17 protein-coding genes and 1 pseudogene are annotated in these 16,786 nt (G+C 47.4%); 9 read left to right on the top strand and 9 right to left on the bottom strand.

What is annotated here, in order from left to right; genetic code table 11:
* The first annotated feature begins 149 nt into the window (after nucleotides 1–149).
* From BMW93_RS19920 to BMW93_RS19945, 6 genes and pseudogenes are all read left to right on the top strand, one after another.
* On the top strand, nucleotides 150–695 hold the full coding sequence (locus BMW93_RS19920) for an RNA polymerase sigma factor (RefSeq protein WP_229240608.1): 546 nt from the start codon (nucleotides 150–152) through the stop codon (nucleotides 693–695).
* Nucleotides 692–1,588 (top strand): anti-sigma factor domain-containing protein, encoded by an 897-nt coding sequence (locus BMW93_RS19925; protein WP_090380312.1) that lies wholly within the window; start codon nucleotides 692–694, stop codon nucleotides 1,586–1,588. The genes BMW93_RS19920 and BMW93_RS19925 overlap by 4 nt, the downstream gene beginning before the upstream one ends.
* A gap of 209 nt (nucleotides 1,589–1,797) precedes the next feature.
* Nucleotides 1,798–3,507, top strand: coding sequence for an FAD-dependent oxidoreductase (locus BMW93_RS19930; protein WP_090380315.1), 1,710 nt, complete (start codon nucleotides 1,798–1,800; stop codon nucleotides 3,505–3,507).
* A 703-nt stretch (nucleotides 3,508–4,210) separates the two neighbouring features.
* On the top strand, nucleotides 4,211–4,258 hold the full coding sequence (locus BMW93_RS35865) for a hypothetical protein (RefSeq protein WP_229240625.1): 48 nt from the start codon (nucleotides 4,211–4,213) through the stop codon (nucleotides 4,256–4,258).
* 273 nt (nucleotides 4,259–4,531) lie between these two features.
* A complete protein-coding gene (locus BMW93_RS19940) occupies nucleotides 4,532–5,638 on the top strand; it encodes a hypothetical protein (RefSeq protein WP_090380321.1) in 1,107 nt (368 codons plus the stop codon).
* A gap of 157 nt (nucleotides 5,639–5,795) precedes the next feature.
* Nucleotides 5,796–6,861, top strand: a pseudogene (locus BMW93_RS19945) (IS481 family transposase); the annotation flags it as partial.
* Nucleotides 6,862–7,051: 190 nt separating this feature from the next.
* Here the strand turns inward: BMW93_RS19945 and BMW93_RS19950 are convergent.
* The 3 genes from BMW93_RS19950 to BMW93_RS19960 all read right to left on the bottom strand — a co-directional run bounded on the left by BMW93_RS19950 (nucleotide 7,052) and on the right by BMW93_RS19960 (nucleotide 9,299).
* Complete coding sequence (locus tag BMW93_RS19950; RefSeq protein WP_090380324.1) at nucleotides 7,052–7,657, bottom strand: DUF4276 family protein; 606 nt, start codon at nucleotides 7,655–7,657, stop codon at nucleotides 7,052–7,054.
* Entirely contained in the window at nucleotides 7,657–8,799 is a 1,143-nt protein-coding gene (locus tag BMW93_RS19955) for an AAA family ATPase (RefSeq protein WP_090380327.1), read from the bottom strand. The genes BMW93_RS19950 and BMW93_RS19955 overlap by 1 nt, the downstream gene beginning before the upstream one ends.
* A 77-nt stretch (nucleotides 8,800–8,876) precedes the next feature.
* Nucleotides 8,877–9,299 carry a helix-turn-helix domain-containing protein gene (locus tag BMW93_RS19960; RefSeq protein ID WP_090380790.1) on the bottom strand — a complete coding sequence of 141 codons (423 nt, stop codon included), beginning with the start codon at nucleotides 9,297–9,299 and terminating at the stop codon, nucleotides 8,877–8,879.
* A gap of 178 nt (nucleotides 9,300–9,477) precedes the next feature.
* On the opposite strand from BMW93_RS19960, the gene BMW93_RS19965 reads away from it, so the two are divergent.
* Nucleotides 9,478–9,741, top strand: coding sequence for a hypothetical protein (locus tag BMW93_RS19965; RefSeq protein WP_090380330.1), 264 nt, complete (start codon nucleotides 9,478–9,480; stop codon nucleotides 9,739–9,741).
* Here BMW93_RS19965 and BMW93_RS35510 read toward each other — a convergent pair.
* Nucleotides 9,728–9,880 (bottom strand): hypothetical protein, encoded by a 153-nt coding sequence (locus tag BMW93_RS35510; protein WP_177194137.1) that lies wholly within the window; start codon nucleotides 9,878–9,880, stop codon nucleotides 9,728–9,730. The genes BMW93_RS19965 and BMW93_RS35510 overlap by 14 nt on opposite strands.
* A 12-nt stretch (nucleotides 9,881–9,892) precedes the next feature.
* Entirely contained in the window at nucleotides 9,893–10,228 is a 336-nt protein-coding gene (locus BMW93_RS19970) for a HigA family addiction module antitoxin (protein ID WP_090380333.1), read from the bottom strand.
* 231 nt (nucleotides 10,229–10,459) lie between these two features.
* On the opposite strand from BMW93_RS19970, the gene BMW93_RS19975 reads away from it, so the two are divergent.
* Nucleotides 10,460–11,035: a 2'-5' RNA ligase family protein gene (locus tag BMW93_RS19975; protein WP_090380336.1), complete on the top strand. Its 576-nt coding sequence runs from the start codon at nucleotides 10,460–10,462 to the stop codon at nucleotides 11,033–11,035.
* A gap of 13 nt (nucleotides 11,036–11,048) precedes the next feature.
* Nucleotides 11,049–11,507 carry a hypothetical protein gene (locus tag BMW93_RS19980; protein ID WP_090380339.1) on the top strand — a complete coding sequence of 153 codons (459 nt, stop codon included), beginning with the start codon at nucleotides 11,049–11,051 and terminating at the stop codon, nucleotides 11,505–11,507.
* A 129-nt stretch (nucleotides 11,508–11,636) separates the two neighbouring features.
* Here the strand turns inward: BMW93_RS19980 and BMW93_RS19985 are convergent, their stop codons facing one another.
* The 4 genes from BMW93_RS19985 to BMW93_RS20000 form a co-directional block, all read right to left on the bottom strand.
* Nucleotides 11,637–13,022, bottom strand: a complete 1,386-nt coding sequence (locus BMW93_RS19985; RefSeq protein WP_090380342.1) for a putative oxidoreductase C-terminal domain-containing protein — start codon at nucleotides 13,020–13,022, stop codon at nucleotides 11,637–11,639.
* 45 nt (nucleotides 13,023–13,067) lie between these two features.
* Complete coding sequence (locus BMW93_RS19990) at nucleotides 13,068–13,844, bottom strand: glucosamine-6-phosphate deaminase (protein WP_090380345.1); 777 nt, start codon at nucleotides 13,842–13,844, stop codon at nucleotides 13,068–13,070.
* A gap of 1 nt (nucleotide 13,845) precedes the next feature.
* Nucleotides 13,846–15,045 carry an N-acetylglucosamine-6-phosphate deacetylase gene (nagA, locus tag BMW93_RS19995; RefSeq protein ID WP_090380348.1) on the bottom strand — a complete coding sequence of 400 codons (1,200 nt, stop codon included), beginning with the start codon at nucleotides 15,043–15,045 and terminating at the stop codon, nucleotides 13,846–13,848.
* 295 nt (nucleotides 15,046–15,340) lie between these two features.
* Entirely contained in the window at nucleotides 15,341–16,663 is a 1,323-nt protein-coding gene (locus BMW93_RS20000) for a sugar MFS transporter (protein ID WP_090380351.1), read from the bottom strand.
* Between the last annotated feature and the right edge of the window lie 123 nt (nucleotides 16,664–16,786).

Raw genomic sequence — 16,786 nt, forward strand, 5'->3', positions numbered from 1 at the left:
GACGACCCGGAATGCAAGTAATTCCCCCCTCTCTGGTGATTTCCTTCTTGTACGGAAACCAGGCGATAATTTGTTACAGCCCGTCCAGCGGTACAGGAAATTTTATTAGATTGCCAGTAAGTAATTTACAATTAACTATTAAGCGACTCTTGGCGACCAGCAAGGTAAAATACTCGGAAGAGGAATTGGTGTCAGCTCTGAAAAGAAACGAGCGAAGCGCCTTTGAATTCCTGTACGACCATTACTCAGGAGCTTTGTTTAATATCATTTCAAAAACGTTGAAGGACGAGGAGAAAGCCGCAGATGTGTTGCAGGAATGCTTTCTGAAGATCTGGAAGAATATTGCTTCGTATGATCCCGCGAAAGGAAGATTGTTTACATGGATTATGAATATCGCACGAAACGGTGCGATAGACGCAGTCAGAGCGGAGGGGCGCAAACCGGCCATGAATGATATTGAGGACACAGTGGCCCTTAATGAGAAAGATACGTACGAAGATTCACAAACAGTCAGTTCGGATATGAAGGCCATAGTAGACATGCTGCGGCCCGAACGAAAGATACTCATCGATATGGCCTATTTCCAGGGTTATACGCATGAAGAGATATCAGAAGAGCTGAGCATACCGTTGGGCACCGTAAAATCGCGGATCCGGACCGCATTACAAGAGTTAAAACAATACTTTGCAGTATGAATATCCAAGCCTATATAGAGTCCGGTATATTGGAGGAATATGTATTGGGCACTGTTACTCCCCAGGAGAAACAGGAGGTGGAGTGTATGTCGCATATTTACCCTGAAATCAAGGAAGAGTTGTTGCGTACCGAAAGCGCGTTGGAAGAATATGCGCTGAAACACCAGGCAACGCCCCCGCCTTCGTTGAAAGAGTCGATTTTTGCGCAGATGAACTTCGATGCTGCTGCGGAGGAAGATACAACGTCCGATGAAACCACCGATGAAAAGATAGTCCCGCTGGTCGAAGGAACGGCAGTAGCGCAGCCGGTTGACACCGATACCCGTGTGATCGAGAATGCATTCGAGCGCGTGGAAACGAAGGAAGTAACGCCTTTCTGGTCGAAGCTCGCCGTAGCCGCCGCCGTTTTGCTGGCACTTTTCGCCGGATGGTCCTCTATCAGGATGTCCGATATGAAAGCCAATCAAGAAGAGTTGGCAGCCGAAACGAACAGAATGAAACTGGATATGGCTCGTCTCGACAAAGAGGTCGAATACAACCAGGCGCTAGCCAACCTATTCCGCAGCCCGACGTATAAGCACATTCATCTGGCCGGTTTGGATAAATCACCTGAAAGCTCGGTATCGGCATTCTGGAACACGCAGACTAACGAAGTACTGATCGACGTGCAAAACCTGCCCGCAGCGCCTCAGGGCAAGCAATACCAGCTTTGGAGCATTGTGGATGGCAAGCCTGTCGACATTGGCATGATCGACAACGCATTTACCGGGAAAGTCCTTAAAATGAAGAATACCAAAGCCGGTTCCGTCGCATTCGCCATTACATTGGAAAAAGAAGGCGGCAACCCAACCCCGACGATGGAGGAAATGTATGTGATGGGGAAAGTGAGTTAGAGAAAATAGAAGGAAAAAGTCAGCCTGCGATATGTCAGCCTGAGCGAAGTCGAAGGCAGTCCGTACCGAGAGATGTGAGTGCCATCGTGCAAGCACTTCGACTGCGCTCAGTGTGACAACACCGGGAGATGTAAGTGCCATCGTGCAAGCACTTCGACCGCCCGGCGGCCCGGTACGCTCAGCATGACATCTCACAAGAAACCAATTATATGAAGCGTAGCAGTTTTTTAAAAAGCATCGCACTTGGCGGTGCACTGATTAATAACATCGACAAAGGTCCGGCTGAACAGTCCGGACCTTTGTCGCATGAAAAGAGGTCGAAGGAAATATTAACCGCCGACCTCGTCATCGCCGGTGGCGGCCTCGGCGGTTGCGCGGCAGCATTGGCTGCATTGCGTAATGGCCTGTCGGTAATCCTTACCGAAGAAACCGACTGGATCGGCGGGCAGATTTCCCAGCAAGGCGTCCCGCCCGACGAGCATCAGTGGATCGAAACGCACGGCGCCACGAAGGCTTACCGGCACTTCCGAACGGCCGTGCGCGAGTATTACCAGAAAAACTACCCGCTCACCGCCGAGGCCAAAAGCCGCAAAAACCTCAACCCCGGTGACGGATCGGTATCCAAGCTCTGCCACGAACCACGCGTAGCCGTAGCCGTGCTCACCGACCTGCTCAATCCCTACCTCAGCTCCGGCAAGCTGACATTGCTTTTGGAACATAAAATCGTTTCCGCAGACGTGAAAGGCAACAAAGTACAATCGCTCAACGCGCTCAATCGCCGTAACAAAACCCGGGTAACCCTCACCGCGCCCTATTTTGCGGACGCCACCGAGCTCGGCGACCTGCTGCCCATGACCGGCACCGAATACGTCACCGGCGCCGAATCCAAGGCCCAAACCGGCGAATTCCACGCACCCGAAAAGGCCGACCCCGAAAACGTGCAGGCATTCACTGTCTGCTACGCGATCGACTACCGCCCGGGCGAAAACCACGTGATCGAAAAGCCACGCGAATATGATTTCTGGAAGAACTACGTGCCCAAAATGGCCAAACCATGGTCGGGCAGGCTGCTCGACCTCTCTTATTCCAACCCCAAAACCCTGGAACCGAAACAGCTCGGCTTCCACCCGGAGGGTATCCCGACGGGCGACAAACTGAACCTCTGGCTTTACCGCCGGATTATCAACAAGGCCAACTTCGCGCCCGGCACCTACGCCGGCGACATTACCATCGTAAACTGGCCGCAAAACGACTACACCCTCGGCAACCTCATCAGCCCCAGCGAAAAGGATTTCGACAAGCATTTCGAGCGCGGCAAGCAACTCAGCCTCTCGCTCCTTTACTGGCTCCAAACCGAAGCCCCGCGCCCCGACGGCGGCAAAGGCTGGCCCGGCATCCGCCTCCGCAAAGACGTAATGGGCACCGAAGACGGCCTCGCCAAATACCCCTACGTCCGCGAATCCCGCCGCATCAAAGCCCTTTTCACCATCAAAGAAGAACACGTAGGCGCCGACCAGCGCGCGAGCATCACCGGGCAATCTGCTGGCGTGAAAGCTGCTAAGTTTGAAGACAGCGTCGGCATTGGCTACTACCATATTGATTTGCATCCGAGTACCGGTGGGGATAATTACATTGATTTTGGGTCATTGCCGTTTCAGATCCCCCTGGGCGCGCTGCTGCCTGTGCGGATGGAGAATATTCTTCCTGCTAACAAGAATATTGGGACAACGCATATTACGAATGGGTGTTATCGGTTGCATCCGGTGGAATGGAGCATTGGGGAGGCTGTGGGGTTGTTGGTGAAGTTTGCAACTGAGAAGAAGGTGCTTCCGCGGGGTGTTAGGGAGGATGTGGGGTTGTTGGCGGGGTTTCAGGGGTTTGTGCGCGGGGAGGGGATTGAGTTGGAGTGGAAGGGGTGATGTATTAATTGATTGATTTCTGAAAAATGCGTTTGCGTGAATTCTTACGGTGCGCTGCACCTTTTGGAAAATCTTTGTGAACGCATTTTCTACAAGTATTACGGTGCTCTGCACCTATCTCGGAAAAGGCGCAGAGCGCCGCGAGATTTGTAGAAACGGATTAGAAAATCAACAGCTGAGGTGCAGCGCACCGTGAGAATGGATTGTGATGAATTTCTCGGAGATTAGGAGTAATTGGTATTACGCATATTACCAATGGGTGTTATCGGTTGCATCCGGTGGAGTGGAGTATTGGGAGGTGGTGGGGTTGTTGGTGAAGTATGCAACTGAGAAGAAGGTGCTTCCGCGGGGTGTTAGGGAGGATGTTGGGTTGTTGGAGGGATTTCAGGAGTTTTTGAGGGGGAGGGGACTGAGTTGGGGTGGCAGGGGTGATGTATTAATTATTTATTGATTTTGGAAAATATGTTTGCCTGAATTCTTACGGTGCGCTGCATCTTCGGAAAATCTTTGTGAACGCATTTTCTACAAATATTACGGTGCTCTGCACCTATTTCGGAAAAGGTGCAGAGCACTGCAAGATTTGTAGAAACGTATTAGACAGTCGACATTGTGAGGTGCAGCGCACCGTGAGAATGGATTGTGATCAATTTCTCGGCGATTAGGAGTAATTGGTCCTACGCATATTACGAATGGGTGTTATAGGTTGCATCCGGTAGAGTGGAGTATTGGGGAGGCTGTGGGTTGTTGGTGAAGTATGTTTCTGAGAAGAAGGTGCTTCAGCGCGGTGTTAGGGAGGATAAGGGGTTGTTGGAGGGATTTCAGGAGTTTGTGAGAGGGGAGGGGGTTGAGTTGGAGTGGAAGGGGTACTAAGTGAATGAGTTTACTTTGCAGATGTTCTCTTAAATCATATAAATATGACTTATTAAACGTCATTTTTGATGTTACAAAGAGATCTATAAATCATAATCTATGATTTTAGGATGGGATTGCTTGACAAGTTTAGTAACTATATAACTGTTGTATAATGAACTCATTGACTTTCGACTATATTGGAGATAATAAATTACGGGATATATTGCTACGCGACTATAAAGAGATGGAAGTTTGCTTAGCAAATGGCGCAACTAAGTCCGTTCTCATCCTTGCAGGAAGCATTGTTGAAGCAATCTTAATAGATATTTTGAATCATAATGTTCCAGTCATTGGAGGTAACGAAAATTATTTAAAAAAACAACTTTATGAATTGATAGAAATCGCTCAATCAGAAAGGATAATTTCGTCCCGATCAAAAGATTTACTGTCAGTATTGCGAGGTTATAGGAATTTAATTCACCCTGGAAGAGAACTTCGCGAAAATGAAAAATTCGATATTGAAACGGCTAAGGTATCGGTGAGCTTGATTGTTATTATTTCTAATGAGATCAGAAATTACTTAATTGACAAGTTTGGATTTTCTGCAAGTGACATTATAGGCAAGTTAGAAAGGGACGAAACATCAGCAGAGTTATTTCGCGAATTATTAATGAGACTTAGCCAGCGTGAAAAGCATAAGTTATACTATCTTTTAAAAGAGTATAGACCCGGAAGGAAGGCGATTCAGAGAACACTAGCTGATAATACTCGATCGTTGATATATCAGCTCAAACCTTTTCTCACAACAGAATTTATCTTAGAGCAGGTCAAGGGCCTGGTTGAAAAAGTTCATATTGGAGAATCTGTCGACATTCTGGTATTGTATAGATTATGGTATAGCGATTTAAGATTGCTGTCCGATAGAGACCGTGAAACAGTAGTTTTGTATGTACTTAATTATATTAATTACAATATAAGCTCTTGGCTAGATAAAAGTGAATACTATCATGAATTCGATTCCCTCTCAACTGCTTCGTACTATGTAAAATCGGAAAGGACGGTGGCGGAATTCAAGCAGTTAATAACTACACTGATCTTGTTGCATGATGGACGCCCTAGAATTGTATCGTTATATTCGAATTTGGTAGATAAACTTAGTGAGGATACTAAAATCGAAATTGAAAGAAGCTTACAAACCGGAATCCCATTAGGTATTGCCGGCGGCTTTTGGGAGGATTTAGTTAAATTCAGAGAAGAATACGATGACTTACCGTTTTAACTAACTACGCAACCCTTCGATTTCCATACGTAAGATAGACTCGTTGCAAATTATTAAGCTACCTGCTTCAACGGGTGAATAAAAGTATGAATTAATTGTATTAGTTGAGACTTAATCTGACAGTTAGTAACTTTACTAACCTTAAAATCAGTTAAGTATGACAACAACGCAGAAGTTAATTCAACCGAAACTTGGCTTGTTAAAGTTAGCCGAGAAGTTGGGGAATGTGTCGGATGCCTGCAAAGTGATGGGCTACTCGCGCGACAGTTTCTATCGCTTTCAAAAGCTCTACGATGAAGGCGGCGAGCTGGCCTTGAAGGAGATTAGCAGGAGCAAGCCGCTTTTAAAAAACCGCATTGAAAAGCAGATTGAGGATGTGGTGGTGGCTTACGCAATTGAATCACCTGCTTTTGGGCAGCAGCGGGCATCTAACGAGTTGAGAAAACGCGGGATCTTTGTCGCGCCATCAACCATTCGCTGTGTTTGGGTCAGACATGACCTGGAAACGTTTCAAAAGCGGTTGAAAGCACTGGATGCCAAGGTTGCTCAGGAGGGATTGATCCTTACCGATGTGCAGGTTGCGGCCCTTGAACGAAAAAAGGAGGAAGAGCAAAGCAAAGGTGAAATTGAAACGCACCACCCAGGTTATCTTGGCGCCCAGGACACTTACTATGTTGGATATATAAAAGGCGTTGGCAAGATCTACCAGCAAACATTCATCGACACATATAGCCGTGTGGCGTTTGCAAAGGTCTATGATCGTAAAAATGCTCTGGTTGCCGCAGATATGCTCAACGATAAAGTGATCCCATTTTATCAGGAGCAAGAAATTGATCTTCTACGTATACTTACTGACCGGGGGACTGACGGGGCCGCCCGGCGGTATTGCGGCGCAAAATAGCAACACGAATATCAACTTTACCTCAATATCGAGGACATCGATCATACCAGAACGAAAGCAAAAAGTCCGCAGACCGATGGTATTTGCGAGCGGTTCCACCGGACGATGCAGCCGGGCGGCCGGTGCCGAGGAATTTTACGCCATTGCCTTCCGGAAGAAAATCTATGAGAACTTGGTAGCGTTGCAGGACGATATCGACAAGTGGATCCATTATTACAATTCAGAGAGGACCCACAGCGGAAGGTACTGCTACGGCAAAACACCTTTGCAGACTTTTTTGGACAGCAAGACGATTGCAAAGAGCAAAAATGTCAATGAGCTTTTTGATAAAAGTGATAATTTCAAATTGCCTGAGAAAGCGGAATCGGGCTCTGCTGGAGAGCAACCCGCCAGGAATACCCAGGCCGACGGAAATGAAAAAGGGGCTGAGAATCTCCCGACCCCTTCTCAAATTCATTTTTTGAGCAATTCCTAAAAAACTCACTGTCAGATCTAGTGTTGGCTATTACAAATTAATCCAAAATTGTCATTTGAAATGAGTGTAGCTTCATGAATGCTCTTCGCAGACTTTCACTTCTTCCCATCGCCCGGTCAATGTCCCAGAACTCGAAAACGAATTCCATAAGTCTACCATTGTAATTTGGTCCAATGGCAGCATTGCCGTTAATTGGGATAATGTCTTCTTTGATGTTGCGTTTGCGGGAGCGTCTGGTAAGCGCAATAAGAGTCCTTTTGGGATCGATTTCTTGCTCGGGATTATTAGGGAAGTTGGCTTCCGAAATTCCCAAGAATTTTGCGTACCCTTCGATATCCGCCAGTAACCATGCTTCGACTTCTCTAACGGCAATCCTGAAAATCATATTTGGATGCAACGGGCGTTCAAACCAGTGTTCGATTAATTCTGGCGGGCACGGAGTATTGTCTAAATCAGTCAGAACAATGAAGGGGATGGCTTTACAAGCTTCATTGAATCCATTTATTTTGGATTTTATATAACCGAATCCATGACCATTGTATGATACACAGGAATAGAATTTGGATCCAAAGCGGCTTAGAAGTTGCGTAAGAACATATTCGCTCAATTCATCCTCAAATACTAGGTTAACAGGTATTGCCATTAAAACAACGATAATTGGTTAATGTTCTTGGGTTTGGTCCTGGGTAAAATAGAGTCTCCTGGCGTAATGCCTCCGTCGAGCATCATCTTTATCTCCGGAATTGAGGATGCGGTTTTAACCAGCGTGCCCTCTGGTGTCGGTTCAAGAACGAGGATTTCATCGAGTGATATACCCCTGTCGTTTAGAAGATCTGAGCTGTGCGATGTTAGTATAATTTGTCGTTTCTTGGGTTTTTGAAGTTTGTAAATTAGAGACGGAATTTTTGAAACGATCGCTCCATTCAAGGATAACTCGGGTTCTTCCAACAATAATAGCCCGTCTCCGTCCTGCAAGGACCAGAGTAGTCCAATTAGCCTAAGAGTTCCATCTGAGAATTGATCCTCACGTTGCTTTCCCGCCTTTGGACGCCAATGTTCATAAATAGCTTCCAGGTGCGGCCGGCCATTTTCTTCTGTATAGTTAAATTCCCTAAACTGTGGAACGGCAACTTTGAGTGCAAATTCAATTTTTTTGAGCCACGCCCTTCTGGTCTTTTCATTTACTTTGGATATTCTTTCAAGAAATCCTTTGCCAAATGGATCGCCAGGTAAATCAGGTCCGGTAAATGATTGCGGATGCTTTAATAGCTGTGGTAGCAAATGCAAATACACCACATTTTCAAAATGCCTATTTATCTCACGGAATTCCTTGTTTGCATTGATTTGCTCAAGGTGAGTTTGTGTAAGCCTCTCCTGATCATTTTTATCATTTTTATCGGGCCTATCTAAAATTAGCTTGTCGCCATGCCAAACTTTTTCATGTGTCAAGTATGGAAGCCTGTGCCCGCGTGTCTCCTGCTTAATTCCAATCGAGTATTTCCACAAGGTTTTTTCATGATCATCTTCTGAAAAATGGACTTCAATGGTTACATCTGGAAATGCACGTGCAGATAGGCTTCTTATTTTTGAAATACCCCCTCTATCCGTCACAGCCTTTTGTAATCCACCACCTGGCTTGGCTATGTCTCTAAGAAAGCGGAACACATCTAAAAGATTTGACTTCCCGGAAGCATTTGGCCCTGCTACAAATACTCTGTCTCGAAGAGGTACATCGACTTCTTTGAAGTTCTTCCAGTTTTTTAATTTAATTCTTGAGATAATCATGTTGTACTAGTCAGACGATTGTCAATACCATTTATAATGGAATTTGCATATTGGTAGAAGGTCGATAATTCTTAGAGCTAATTTCTTACAATCAACCTCTCCAACCTCCCCATCATCTCATCCTTCTCCTTCAACATCCGCTCATAAAGCGCAATCTTCTCCTCATGAAGCTGCAAAAGTTTATCAATAGGATGAAAAGTCGGATTGTTATTAACGGCATTGAGCATAGAACTGTCATTGAACGTATTCGAAATAACATTCACCGCCTTTTCCTCGTCGAAATTTCGGAGCGCTTCCACGGGTATTTTGAGTATAGCTGATACTTGTTCCAGGATGTCGGAATCGATTTTTTCTCTCTGTTCGAGTAATGAGATTCTTTGCTGGTTCCAATCGCTACCGAGTTCGAAGGCAAGGAAATCCTGTTTGATGCCGAGCATTTCTCGAAAGCGCTTGACGTTGCGGCCTTCGTGGATCTTCGGGTTGGAGGTAGTATGTGTCATACAGAAAGCGATTTCGTTGAAATGGCAATTTATATAAATCCGGCGGGAAGTTTTCGGGTAATTTACAGGTATTTCGGCGTAAGTTACCGGGCCGCTGTATTGAATACAATTGGCGGGAATGCGTGCTTTACTGAAAACGTAAAGGCAAGTTTTGTCCCACACTTCCAAAACCGACCCCATGAACACAGAAACACACGCACTCGCCCCCTCGGACCCGACCTTGCTGGCCTATGGCCGGGAAGTAGGCAAGCTCCTGAGCAGCAGCAGCGCCGAAAGCTGGTCCAACGAACTCTGGACGATTTTCACCGGCTACATCATCTCCCTCAAAGAACAAGGCCACGCGCCGGAGCTTTGTGATACTTACTTTTCGTTTAAGGAGTTAATTGCGTTTTTTGCAGAGGTGGAGCGGATTGGGCGAGGGGAGGGCTCTATTCGGGCTTGATATGCGTGATTTTGCCGTCTCGCATTACTACGAGTACGCTGTTTTTTTGCTTCTTGAATTCGATGAGCTTCTCATAGGCCTTGTCTAGGCCGGGGAGGAGCTTGTCTCTAAATTCCAATTGCTCTTTAACTGTCTTCATACTGCCTAAACGTCAAGCTTTGCCTTCATTTATCATTTCATTTTCCAGCGGCCAGAATCGCTTTATTGCTTTCCGGTCTATATTTCTTTTCGCTTGCCAAAGATCGTAGTTAATTTGGACGTCACGCCAGAATTCGGCACTCATTCCAAACGCCTCCGACAATCGTATGCACATTTCGGCGTCGACTGGCCTTCGCTCATGTAGGATATTTGATAGTGCCTTACGGGTAATGCCAAGTCCTTCCGCGACCATTGTAAGCGTCAACTTATGTCCCAAGTCATCTTTCAGACCGTCGATAATTTCTTTCAAAATTGCGCCTGGGGAGGACGGCCGCATTCCTCGTTTCATGTTCGTTTAGCAATAAGAAATGTTGGGGAAAGTGTATTTACTCGAAGAATGATTAGCCGGCAGGAACGAACATGCGAACGGCAGTAATATCGTCTTAATAACTCTTATTTCTCACCGAATCCACATAGCGGGACGCACCCAAGTTTAAACTGGGTGTAATCGAAATAATCACTTTTCACGAAAACAGTCAATAAATAATTACTTTTCACGAGAAATAAGTGTTTTTCACAAATGAGCCAGCCGATCCGCTACATCATCGCCATACGTCCGCCCGCGGACATCATCGCGGAAGTGAGAGGAATGAAGCTGGCTTTGAAGAAAGCCATTGGCGGTTTCTACAATAGCGTCAATTCAGAAGCGCACATTACGCTCTTTGAGTTTTATGCCTTGGACAAGTATTATCCGGCATTGCTGGAAGAATGTACAAGGGCGGCTAGAAGTCTGGAACCATTCGAACTGGAATTTCAGGGCTTTCATCACTTCTCGGGGAGTGGAGCATTTTACGTGCATCTGACCAGCGAATCGTCGAGCTCGGTTATTGACCGGTGCATTCAATTCCGGCAGACATTCAGTCCCGAGATTCTAAGTATCCACACCGAAGGCTGGACCGACATGTTCGAAACACCGCACATGACTATCGGCAGGCGGCTGCAACCGCATTGGATCGATATAGCATACTCGCTTTTTAAAGATTTCAACGCCCAATTTTGGTGCAATTCCCTCGCCATTCGAAAATTCAACGGCGATAGAAAGCAGTTCGATGTCATTGCTGAGCTTCCCATGATCGGAACGAACCTCAAGTCTTAGCTAACCTATAATAATGCAACCAGACTACTTTCTCCACGGCCGAAAGGTAACGCTAGTCGAATACGATACTGCAACCAACTGGTCGGACCACCTTCCATATGCCAACTGGCTTTGTGTATTGGTCAGCGACGATCGCGAGCGGCGATATCTGGATGAGGTAATCAGTAAAATCATTGCGAAAGATGTGTGCTGGGTCGCGACAATCGGCAACCAATGTGAATGGGTGCATGACCTGATTGACGAGGAGATTGCCTTTCGGCAGGTAGATATTGAACCGCTGTATTTACCGAAGCACGATATTATGACGACTTTTCACCGTGATTTCACCGAGGGAATCTGGTTTTCGATCGTCGCGGCGCATGATGATGATTTTGAGATCGAAACGGTTGTCATGTTGGATTTGACGCGAGGCGCCAGGAAGGACGACATTGATGCGGCTTTGGCAAAAATTTCCGAAGAAGAAAATTGTTAGCCGAAAGCAGTGCGATTGCTATTTATTTAGATAAACAAAAAGAGACGAGCAGCCACAAACCGCTCGTCCCGAAGAAATCTATTACCGTCGTCTTAAGACGACGGCTAAAGACTAGTTTTTTGCCATCACTTACTTCCCACCCTTCGCCTGCTTCAACGCCGACGTCGTCAGCCAATACTTCGCAATCATATTCGGCACCTCCCATTCAGGCAATTTGCCTGCTTTGAGATACTCCATATACTTGTTAGCTACCTGCGCGAAGTGCGACTCGTGCCCTGTATCGTATTTGGCATCAATCACAACTTCCCAACCCGCAGCGATCTTTTTCAGCTCGATGCCCGGGAATTTGTCCTGAACACCTTTGAATGCGGCCGTAACGGCGTCTTCGTAAGCTTTGCTTTTATCGGTGGTTTCGATGTAAAGAACCGGTTTATATTTCTGGTCTTTGCCCTGGCGGACGATCAGGTTGGCTTTTGAGCCTTTCATGATCGAGTAATGCGTGTCGCCGGTGCCTTCGGGGGCCTGGAAGTTCCAGATCACGGATACTTTCGCGTGCACGCCTTTCAGGGTGTAGTTCAGCTCGCCATTGGAATACACATTCAGCAACGAGTCCTTCACGTCCTTTTTGAGGAAATCAGGATAGGTTTCGCTTTTAGTAACGAGTTTGAATTGTGACGGCGTGAGCTGGGTGGCGGTACGCTTGGTCGAGAGGAGTTGAATGTCCTTTTGATAATCCAAAGACACATTCGGGAAGCAGCTCCATTGCACGAGGTCCACGAGGTGGGTCGTGACGTCTACCATCCCTTCGCCTTGCTGGTTTACATCAAAAAACCAGGTAGGGCGTACCAGCGCCTCGCCGGAAATGTATTTAAAAAAGTGGTGAACGCTTTCTTTGGACACCGCAGGGTTACCGGGTGTGCCTTTTTGCAACTCGCCGAAAATGTCGGGCAACAATGCGAGTTCGCGTTGCAGGGTGTTGGTGATCTCATAACGCTCGGTCATGATGTCGTACAGGAGCACCTTATTCTTGTCGGCGCTCGTGAATGCTTCTTTCAGTTTGTCAAAACCAGCCGCGTCGATGGCCATCGGTTTGTCGGCGAGGACGTTAAGACCTGCGTCTACTGATTTTTTGATAAAATCGGTTTTCTTCTGGTTGTTACCCGCCAGCACCACTACATTGCCTTTTTTCTCCGAAATCATTTTTTCAAAGAAATCGGTGCCGGTGTAAACCTCTTCTTTCCAATGCGTCGGGTCCTCTGGGCGGGTGTTATATTTCTCCACCTTGTCGAGGTAAGCCTTCACATCCGGGCCTTCGGACGCGTACACGTGCACGACGGAATCAACGTCGGCGTACATGGATTTCTGGACCAGCGCCGCATGGAAGTGGCCGGGCTCCACCACGATCAGGCTCAGCGGTTTCTTCTCCTCATTCTTTGCTTCCTCCTTTTTCGAATTACATCCCTGATTGAATACCATTGCGCTCAATAACGCGATTGTCAAGAGTTCTTTTCTCATTTGAATGGGTTGAGGTAATACATGCAAGATAGCTCCGGTGCGGAACTATGCCTGCGAGTATGACGAAATTTCTTTGAGTTTCCCTGAACTTGCCTTGTCGATGAAAAGGATCGCATTCGGGTGCGTGCGCAGGATTGTCGACGGGAATGCCTCCTGAATGTCCTCGGCTACGGTATGGTAAATCGCCTGCGCCTTTTTCTCGCCCGGGACAATGCAGAATGCGTTTTTGGCCTTCATCAAAGTTGGAATGGTGAGGGTCAATGCGGTTTGCGGTACTTCGCCGAAAGTATCGAAGCATTCGTCGTTCACCTGCTGCTGGCGGCAGGCGTCGTCGAGTTCCACCACTTTCACTTCCAATGGATCATCGAAAAACGCCACATGCGGGTCGTTGAATGCCAAATGTCCATTCTCGCCAATACCCAGACAAACGATATCGATCGGGTTCTCGCGGAGCAGTTTCGCATAGTGGTCGCATTCTTCCTGCGGATCGGTAGCGTTACCGTCGAGGTACGAAACAGAACGCACAGGCACATGATCGAACAACCGTACTTTCAGGAAATACCCGAAATTCTGCGGCGCATCGGCGGCGATGCCGATGTATTCATCCATATGAAATGCATTGATCTTCTCCCATTGAATGCCCGCTTCGTCTTTCAATGCGGCCAGAAATTCATTCTGTGAAGGAGCGGAAGCGAAAATGATATTCACAAATTCCTTGGTATCCTGAACCTCCCGGATCTTGTCGGCAACGGCTTTGGCCGCGTTTTCGCCCATTTCCTGCCGGGTTTCGAAGATCTTTATTTCAAGCTGGTCAACTTTCATTTTATGTGGTAGTTAAATTTTGTATAGCGTTATGGTAAACTGTTTTTCCTTTAATTATGGTCCTCTGAACGCAAATGTCGGCGTCGAAAATGACGATATCGGCATCTTTGCCCGCTACTAATGTGCCCTTGCGATCGTGTACGCCCATAATGCGGGCAGGCGTGGCGCTCGCCATCCGCACCGCATCGAGCAGCGACACATCGGCCATATTGACCATCGTACGCACCAGCCGGTCGGCTGTGGAAACGCTTCCGGCAAACGAAGTGCGGTCGGGCAACTTGGCCACGCCATCCTCGACGATCACTTTCAATCCGTTTTTAAGCGAACCGAGTGTACTTTCGCCATCCGGCATTCCCGCAGCGCGCATGGCATCCGTAATCAATGCAATACGATCCGGGCCTTTGATTTTATAAATGAGTTTCAAAAGCGGCGCGGGTAAATGCACGCCATCGGCGATGATCTCGACATCCATATCGAGCAAAAAGGCGCTCTCAATCGTTCCCGCGTACCGGAACGCATTCCTGCGCGTCACGCCCGACATGGCCGAGTACAAATGCGTCGCGAGTGTGTAGCCATTTTCGTAGGCTTCCAGCACTTCTTCATAAATCGCATCCGTATGCGCCACCGCTGCCAGAATGCCTTTTTGTTTTAATCTTTTCCCAAAATCAATAGCCCCCGGCAGCTCCGGCGCAGCGCTCCAACGGGTAATGGAGTTGGAATATGCCAACACTTCCTCATACTCTGCGGGATCGGGATTGCGGATATAACGCGGGTCCTGCGCGCCGCGCTGGCTTAATGCGAAATAGGGCCCTTCCAAATGCATCCCCAGAAACTGCGCGCCGTTGAAGTTGGTCGCATTCGCCTTTTCATAGAAATCCAGCGTTTCGAGTAAATCCTCTTTTTCAGCCGTCAATGTAGTAGGAACCAATGCCGTGGTACCATATTGCGCATGCGTCTCTGCGATTTTAAGAAACGCCTCCACGCTTCCATCCATGAAATCATGCCCGCCACCACCATGAATATGCAGGTCGATAAAGCCGGGAGCTACATAATGTCCACCCGCATCAATCACCTCCGCCCCCGGAAAATCCACATCCCGCGTTTCAATTCCGATGATGATTCCATCTTCAACCAGCACAGTCCCGTTCCGAATGTAGCGGTACGGGGTGATGATGGTTCCGTTTATTATTTTTAATCGCATTCGTTTTGAATTGTTGAAATTGTGGCCCCGTGCCACCCAAAAACATTACGGTTCGCAAATATTACGTTCGCAAATATTACGGTTCGCAAATACTACGGTTCACAAATATTACGGTTCACAAATATTATGAACTACAAATATCACGGTCTACAAATATTACGGTCTACAAATATTACGGTGCCCTGCACCTTAACGCTCAGGTGCAGAGCACCGTAATATTTGTAGACGTTTGATGATCGATGATGGGTAGATAGGTGCAGCGCACCGTAATAATTGATTAATGATTACGCATTTTTCAAAATCCCCATTTCCGCAGTTTGTGCCCTTTCACCGCATAGAAAACCAAATACAAATAACAAGGCAACAACACCCAATACGCCTCCCGCACACTCACCACATCCGCGAAATGTCCATAGAAAAGGGGCATAATCGCATTGCCGCAAAGCCCCATGATCATCACCGACGCTCCTAGCTTGGTAAAACGCCCCAGATCATCGAGCGCAAGCGGCCAGATGCCTGCCCATACGAGCGAGTTGGCCAATCCGAGCAGCACGACGAACCAGATGGAAATATCAGTAGTATGCCCCAGGAAGGTCACTTGCCCATGCGTGAAGATGATAAGCAAGGTGAAAATCGTCCCAAGCAGCGTGCAGATCCGTAGCGCATTTACCTGACTGATGAATTTTGGAATAACCGTAATCCCGATCAGATACCCGCAAATGGTGCAGAAGAGCGTGTAGGAGGGGAATACTTTCGCTTCGAGCAAATCAATGCCCATCGAATTGGCATAACCAATAATGGTATCGATCGCGATCACCTGCGTGCCTACGTGCAGGAATATCGCCAGCGCGCCCAGGATGAGGTGCGGAAAGTCGAAAATGCTTTTCTTACCTGCATTGGCAGAGGCTATTTCCTGGCTTTCATGCTCCGTGTCGATTTCGGGGAGCGGCGATTTGAAAACGAGGATGCCCAATGTGAACAAAAAGATTCCAAGGCCAATGTACGGGTTAATTACCCGCCTGATCAGTTCGTCCAGGGCTGCGCTGCGTTCCACGTCCGTCATGGAGCTTAGCTGAGCGAAAAGGTCCGTGTCGGTAGGTTTCAGGATCACCGCAGCAAATACAATTGGGGACAGGATCCCGGCAGCTTTGTTACAAATACCCATAATACTGATCCGCTGGGCAGCGCGTTCCTTAGCGCCGAGGATGGTAATGTATGGATTAGCAGCCGTTTGCAGAATGGCAAGCCCGATGCCGATCGTGAAAAGGCCGGCTAGGAATATCTCATAGGTACGCGACAAAGCCGCCGGCACGAAAATGAACGCCCCCAAAGCCATCGCCCAGAACCCGATCATCATCCCCTTTTTAAAACCGACGGCTTTGAGCAGGTACGACGAAGGCACCGACATCACGAAGTAGGCAATGTAAAATGCAAACGCGACGAGGTAAGCCTGAAAGCTGGTGAGTTCACAGGCGATTTTGAAATAGGGGATCAAAATGGAATTGACCCACGACACAAAACCGAAAATAAAGAACATCAGCCCGATCAGGAAGATCGAGATCATCGTTTCCCGCTTCGTCAGGTCTTGTACTTTGATGGCAATGGCTTCGCTTTTCATTAAAAAATTGTTTTTCAAATGAAATATTTGAGAAATCCCGACTTCGTGGAGATTTCCTTCCGTCAGATAAATCAGACGGGACTGGATTTCTAATTAACCCAATCTATTACCGTCGGCTTTATC

Source organism: Dyadobacter sp. SG02, from assembly GCF_900109045.1.
Taxonomy (GTDB): Bacteria; Bacteroidota; Bacteroidia; order Cytophagales; family Spirosomataceae; genus Dyadobacter.

Bases quoted from the DNA above. Each gene is read 5' to 3' on its own strand.
- BMW93_RS19925 (WP_090380312.1), top strand. From the start codon at position 692: ATGAATATCCAAGCCTATATAGAGTCCGGTATATTGGAGGAATATGTA.
- BMW93_RS19930 (WP_090380315.1), top strand. From the start codon at position 1,798: ATGAAGCGTAGCAGTTTTTTAAAAAGCATCGCACTTGGCGGTGCACTG.
- BMW93_RS19940 (WP_090380321.1), top strand. From the start codon at position 4,532: ATGAACTCATTGACTTTCGACTATATTGGAGATAATAAATTACGGGAT.
- BMW93_RS19950 (WP_090380324.1), bottom strand. From the start codon at position 7,657: ATGGCAATACCTGTTAACCTAGTATTTGAGGATGAATTGAGCGAATAT.
- BMW93_RS19955 (WP_090380327.1), bottom strand. From the start codon at position 8,799: ATGATTATCTCAAGAATTAAATTAAAAAACTGGAAGAACTTCAAAGAA.
- BMW93_RS19960 (WP_090380790.1), bottom strand. From the start codon at position 9,299: ATGACACATACTACCTCCAACCCGAAGATCCACGAAGGCCGCAACGTC.
- BMW93_RS19965 (WP_090380330.1), top strand. From the start codon at position 9,478: ATGAACACAGAAACACACGCACTCGCCCCCTCGGACCCGACCTTGCTG.
- BMW93_RS35510 (WP_177194137.1), bottom strand. From the start codon at position 9,880: ATGAAGACAGTTAAAGAGCAATTGGAATTTAGAGACAAGCTCCTCCCC.
- BMW93_RS19970 (WP_090380333.1), bottom strand. From the start codon at position 10,228: ATGAAACGAGGAATGCGGCCGTCCTCCCCAGGCGCAATTTTGAAAGAA.
- BMW93_RS19975 (WP_090380336.1), top strand. From the start codon at position 10,460: ATGAGCCAGCCGATCCGCTACATCATCGCCATACGTCCGCCCGCGGAC.
- BMW93_RS19980 (WP_090380339.1), top strand. From the start codon at position 11,049: ATGCAACCAGACTACTTTCTCCACGGCCGAAAGGTAACGCTAGTCGAA.
- BMW93_RS19985 (WP_090380342.1), bottom strand. From the start codon at position 13,022: ATGAGAAAAGAACTCTTGACAATCGCGTTATTGAGCGCAATGGTATTC.
- BMW93_RS19990 (WP_090380345.1), bottom strand. From the start codon at position 13,844: ATGAAAGTTGACCAGCTTGAAATAAAGATCTTCGAAACCCGGCAGGAA.
- nagA (WP_090380348.1), bottom strand. From the start codon at position 15,045: ATGCGATTAAAAATAATAAACGGAACCATCATCACCCCGTACCGCTAC.
- BMW93_RS20000 (WP_090380351.1), bottom strand. From the start codon at position 16,663: ATGAAAAGCGAAGCCATTGCCATCAAAGTACAAGACCTGACGAAGCGG.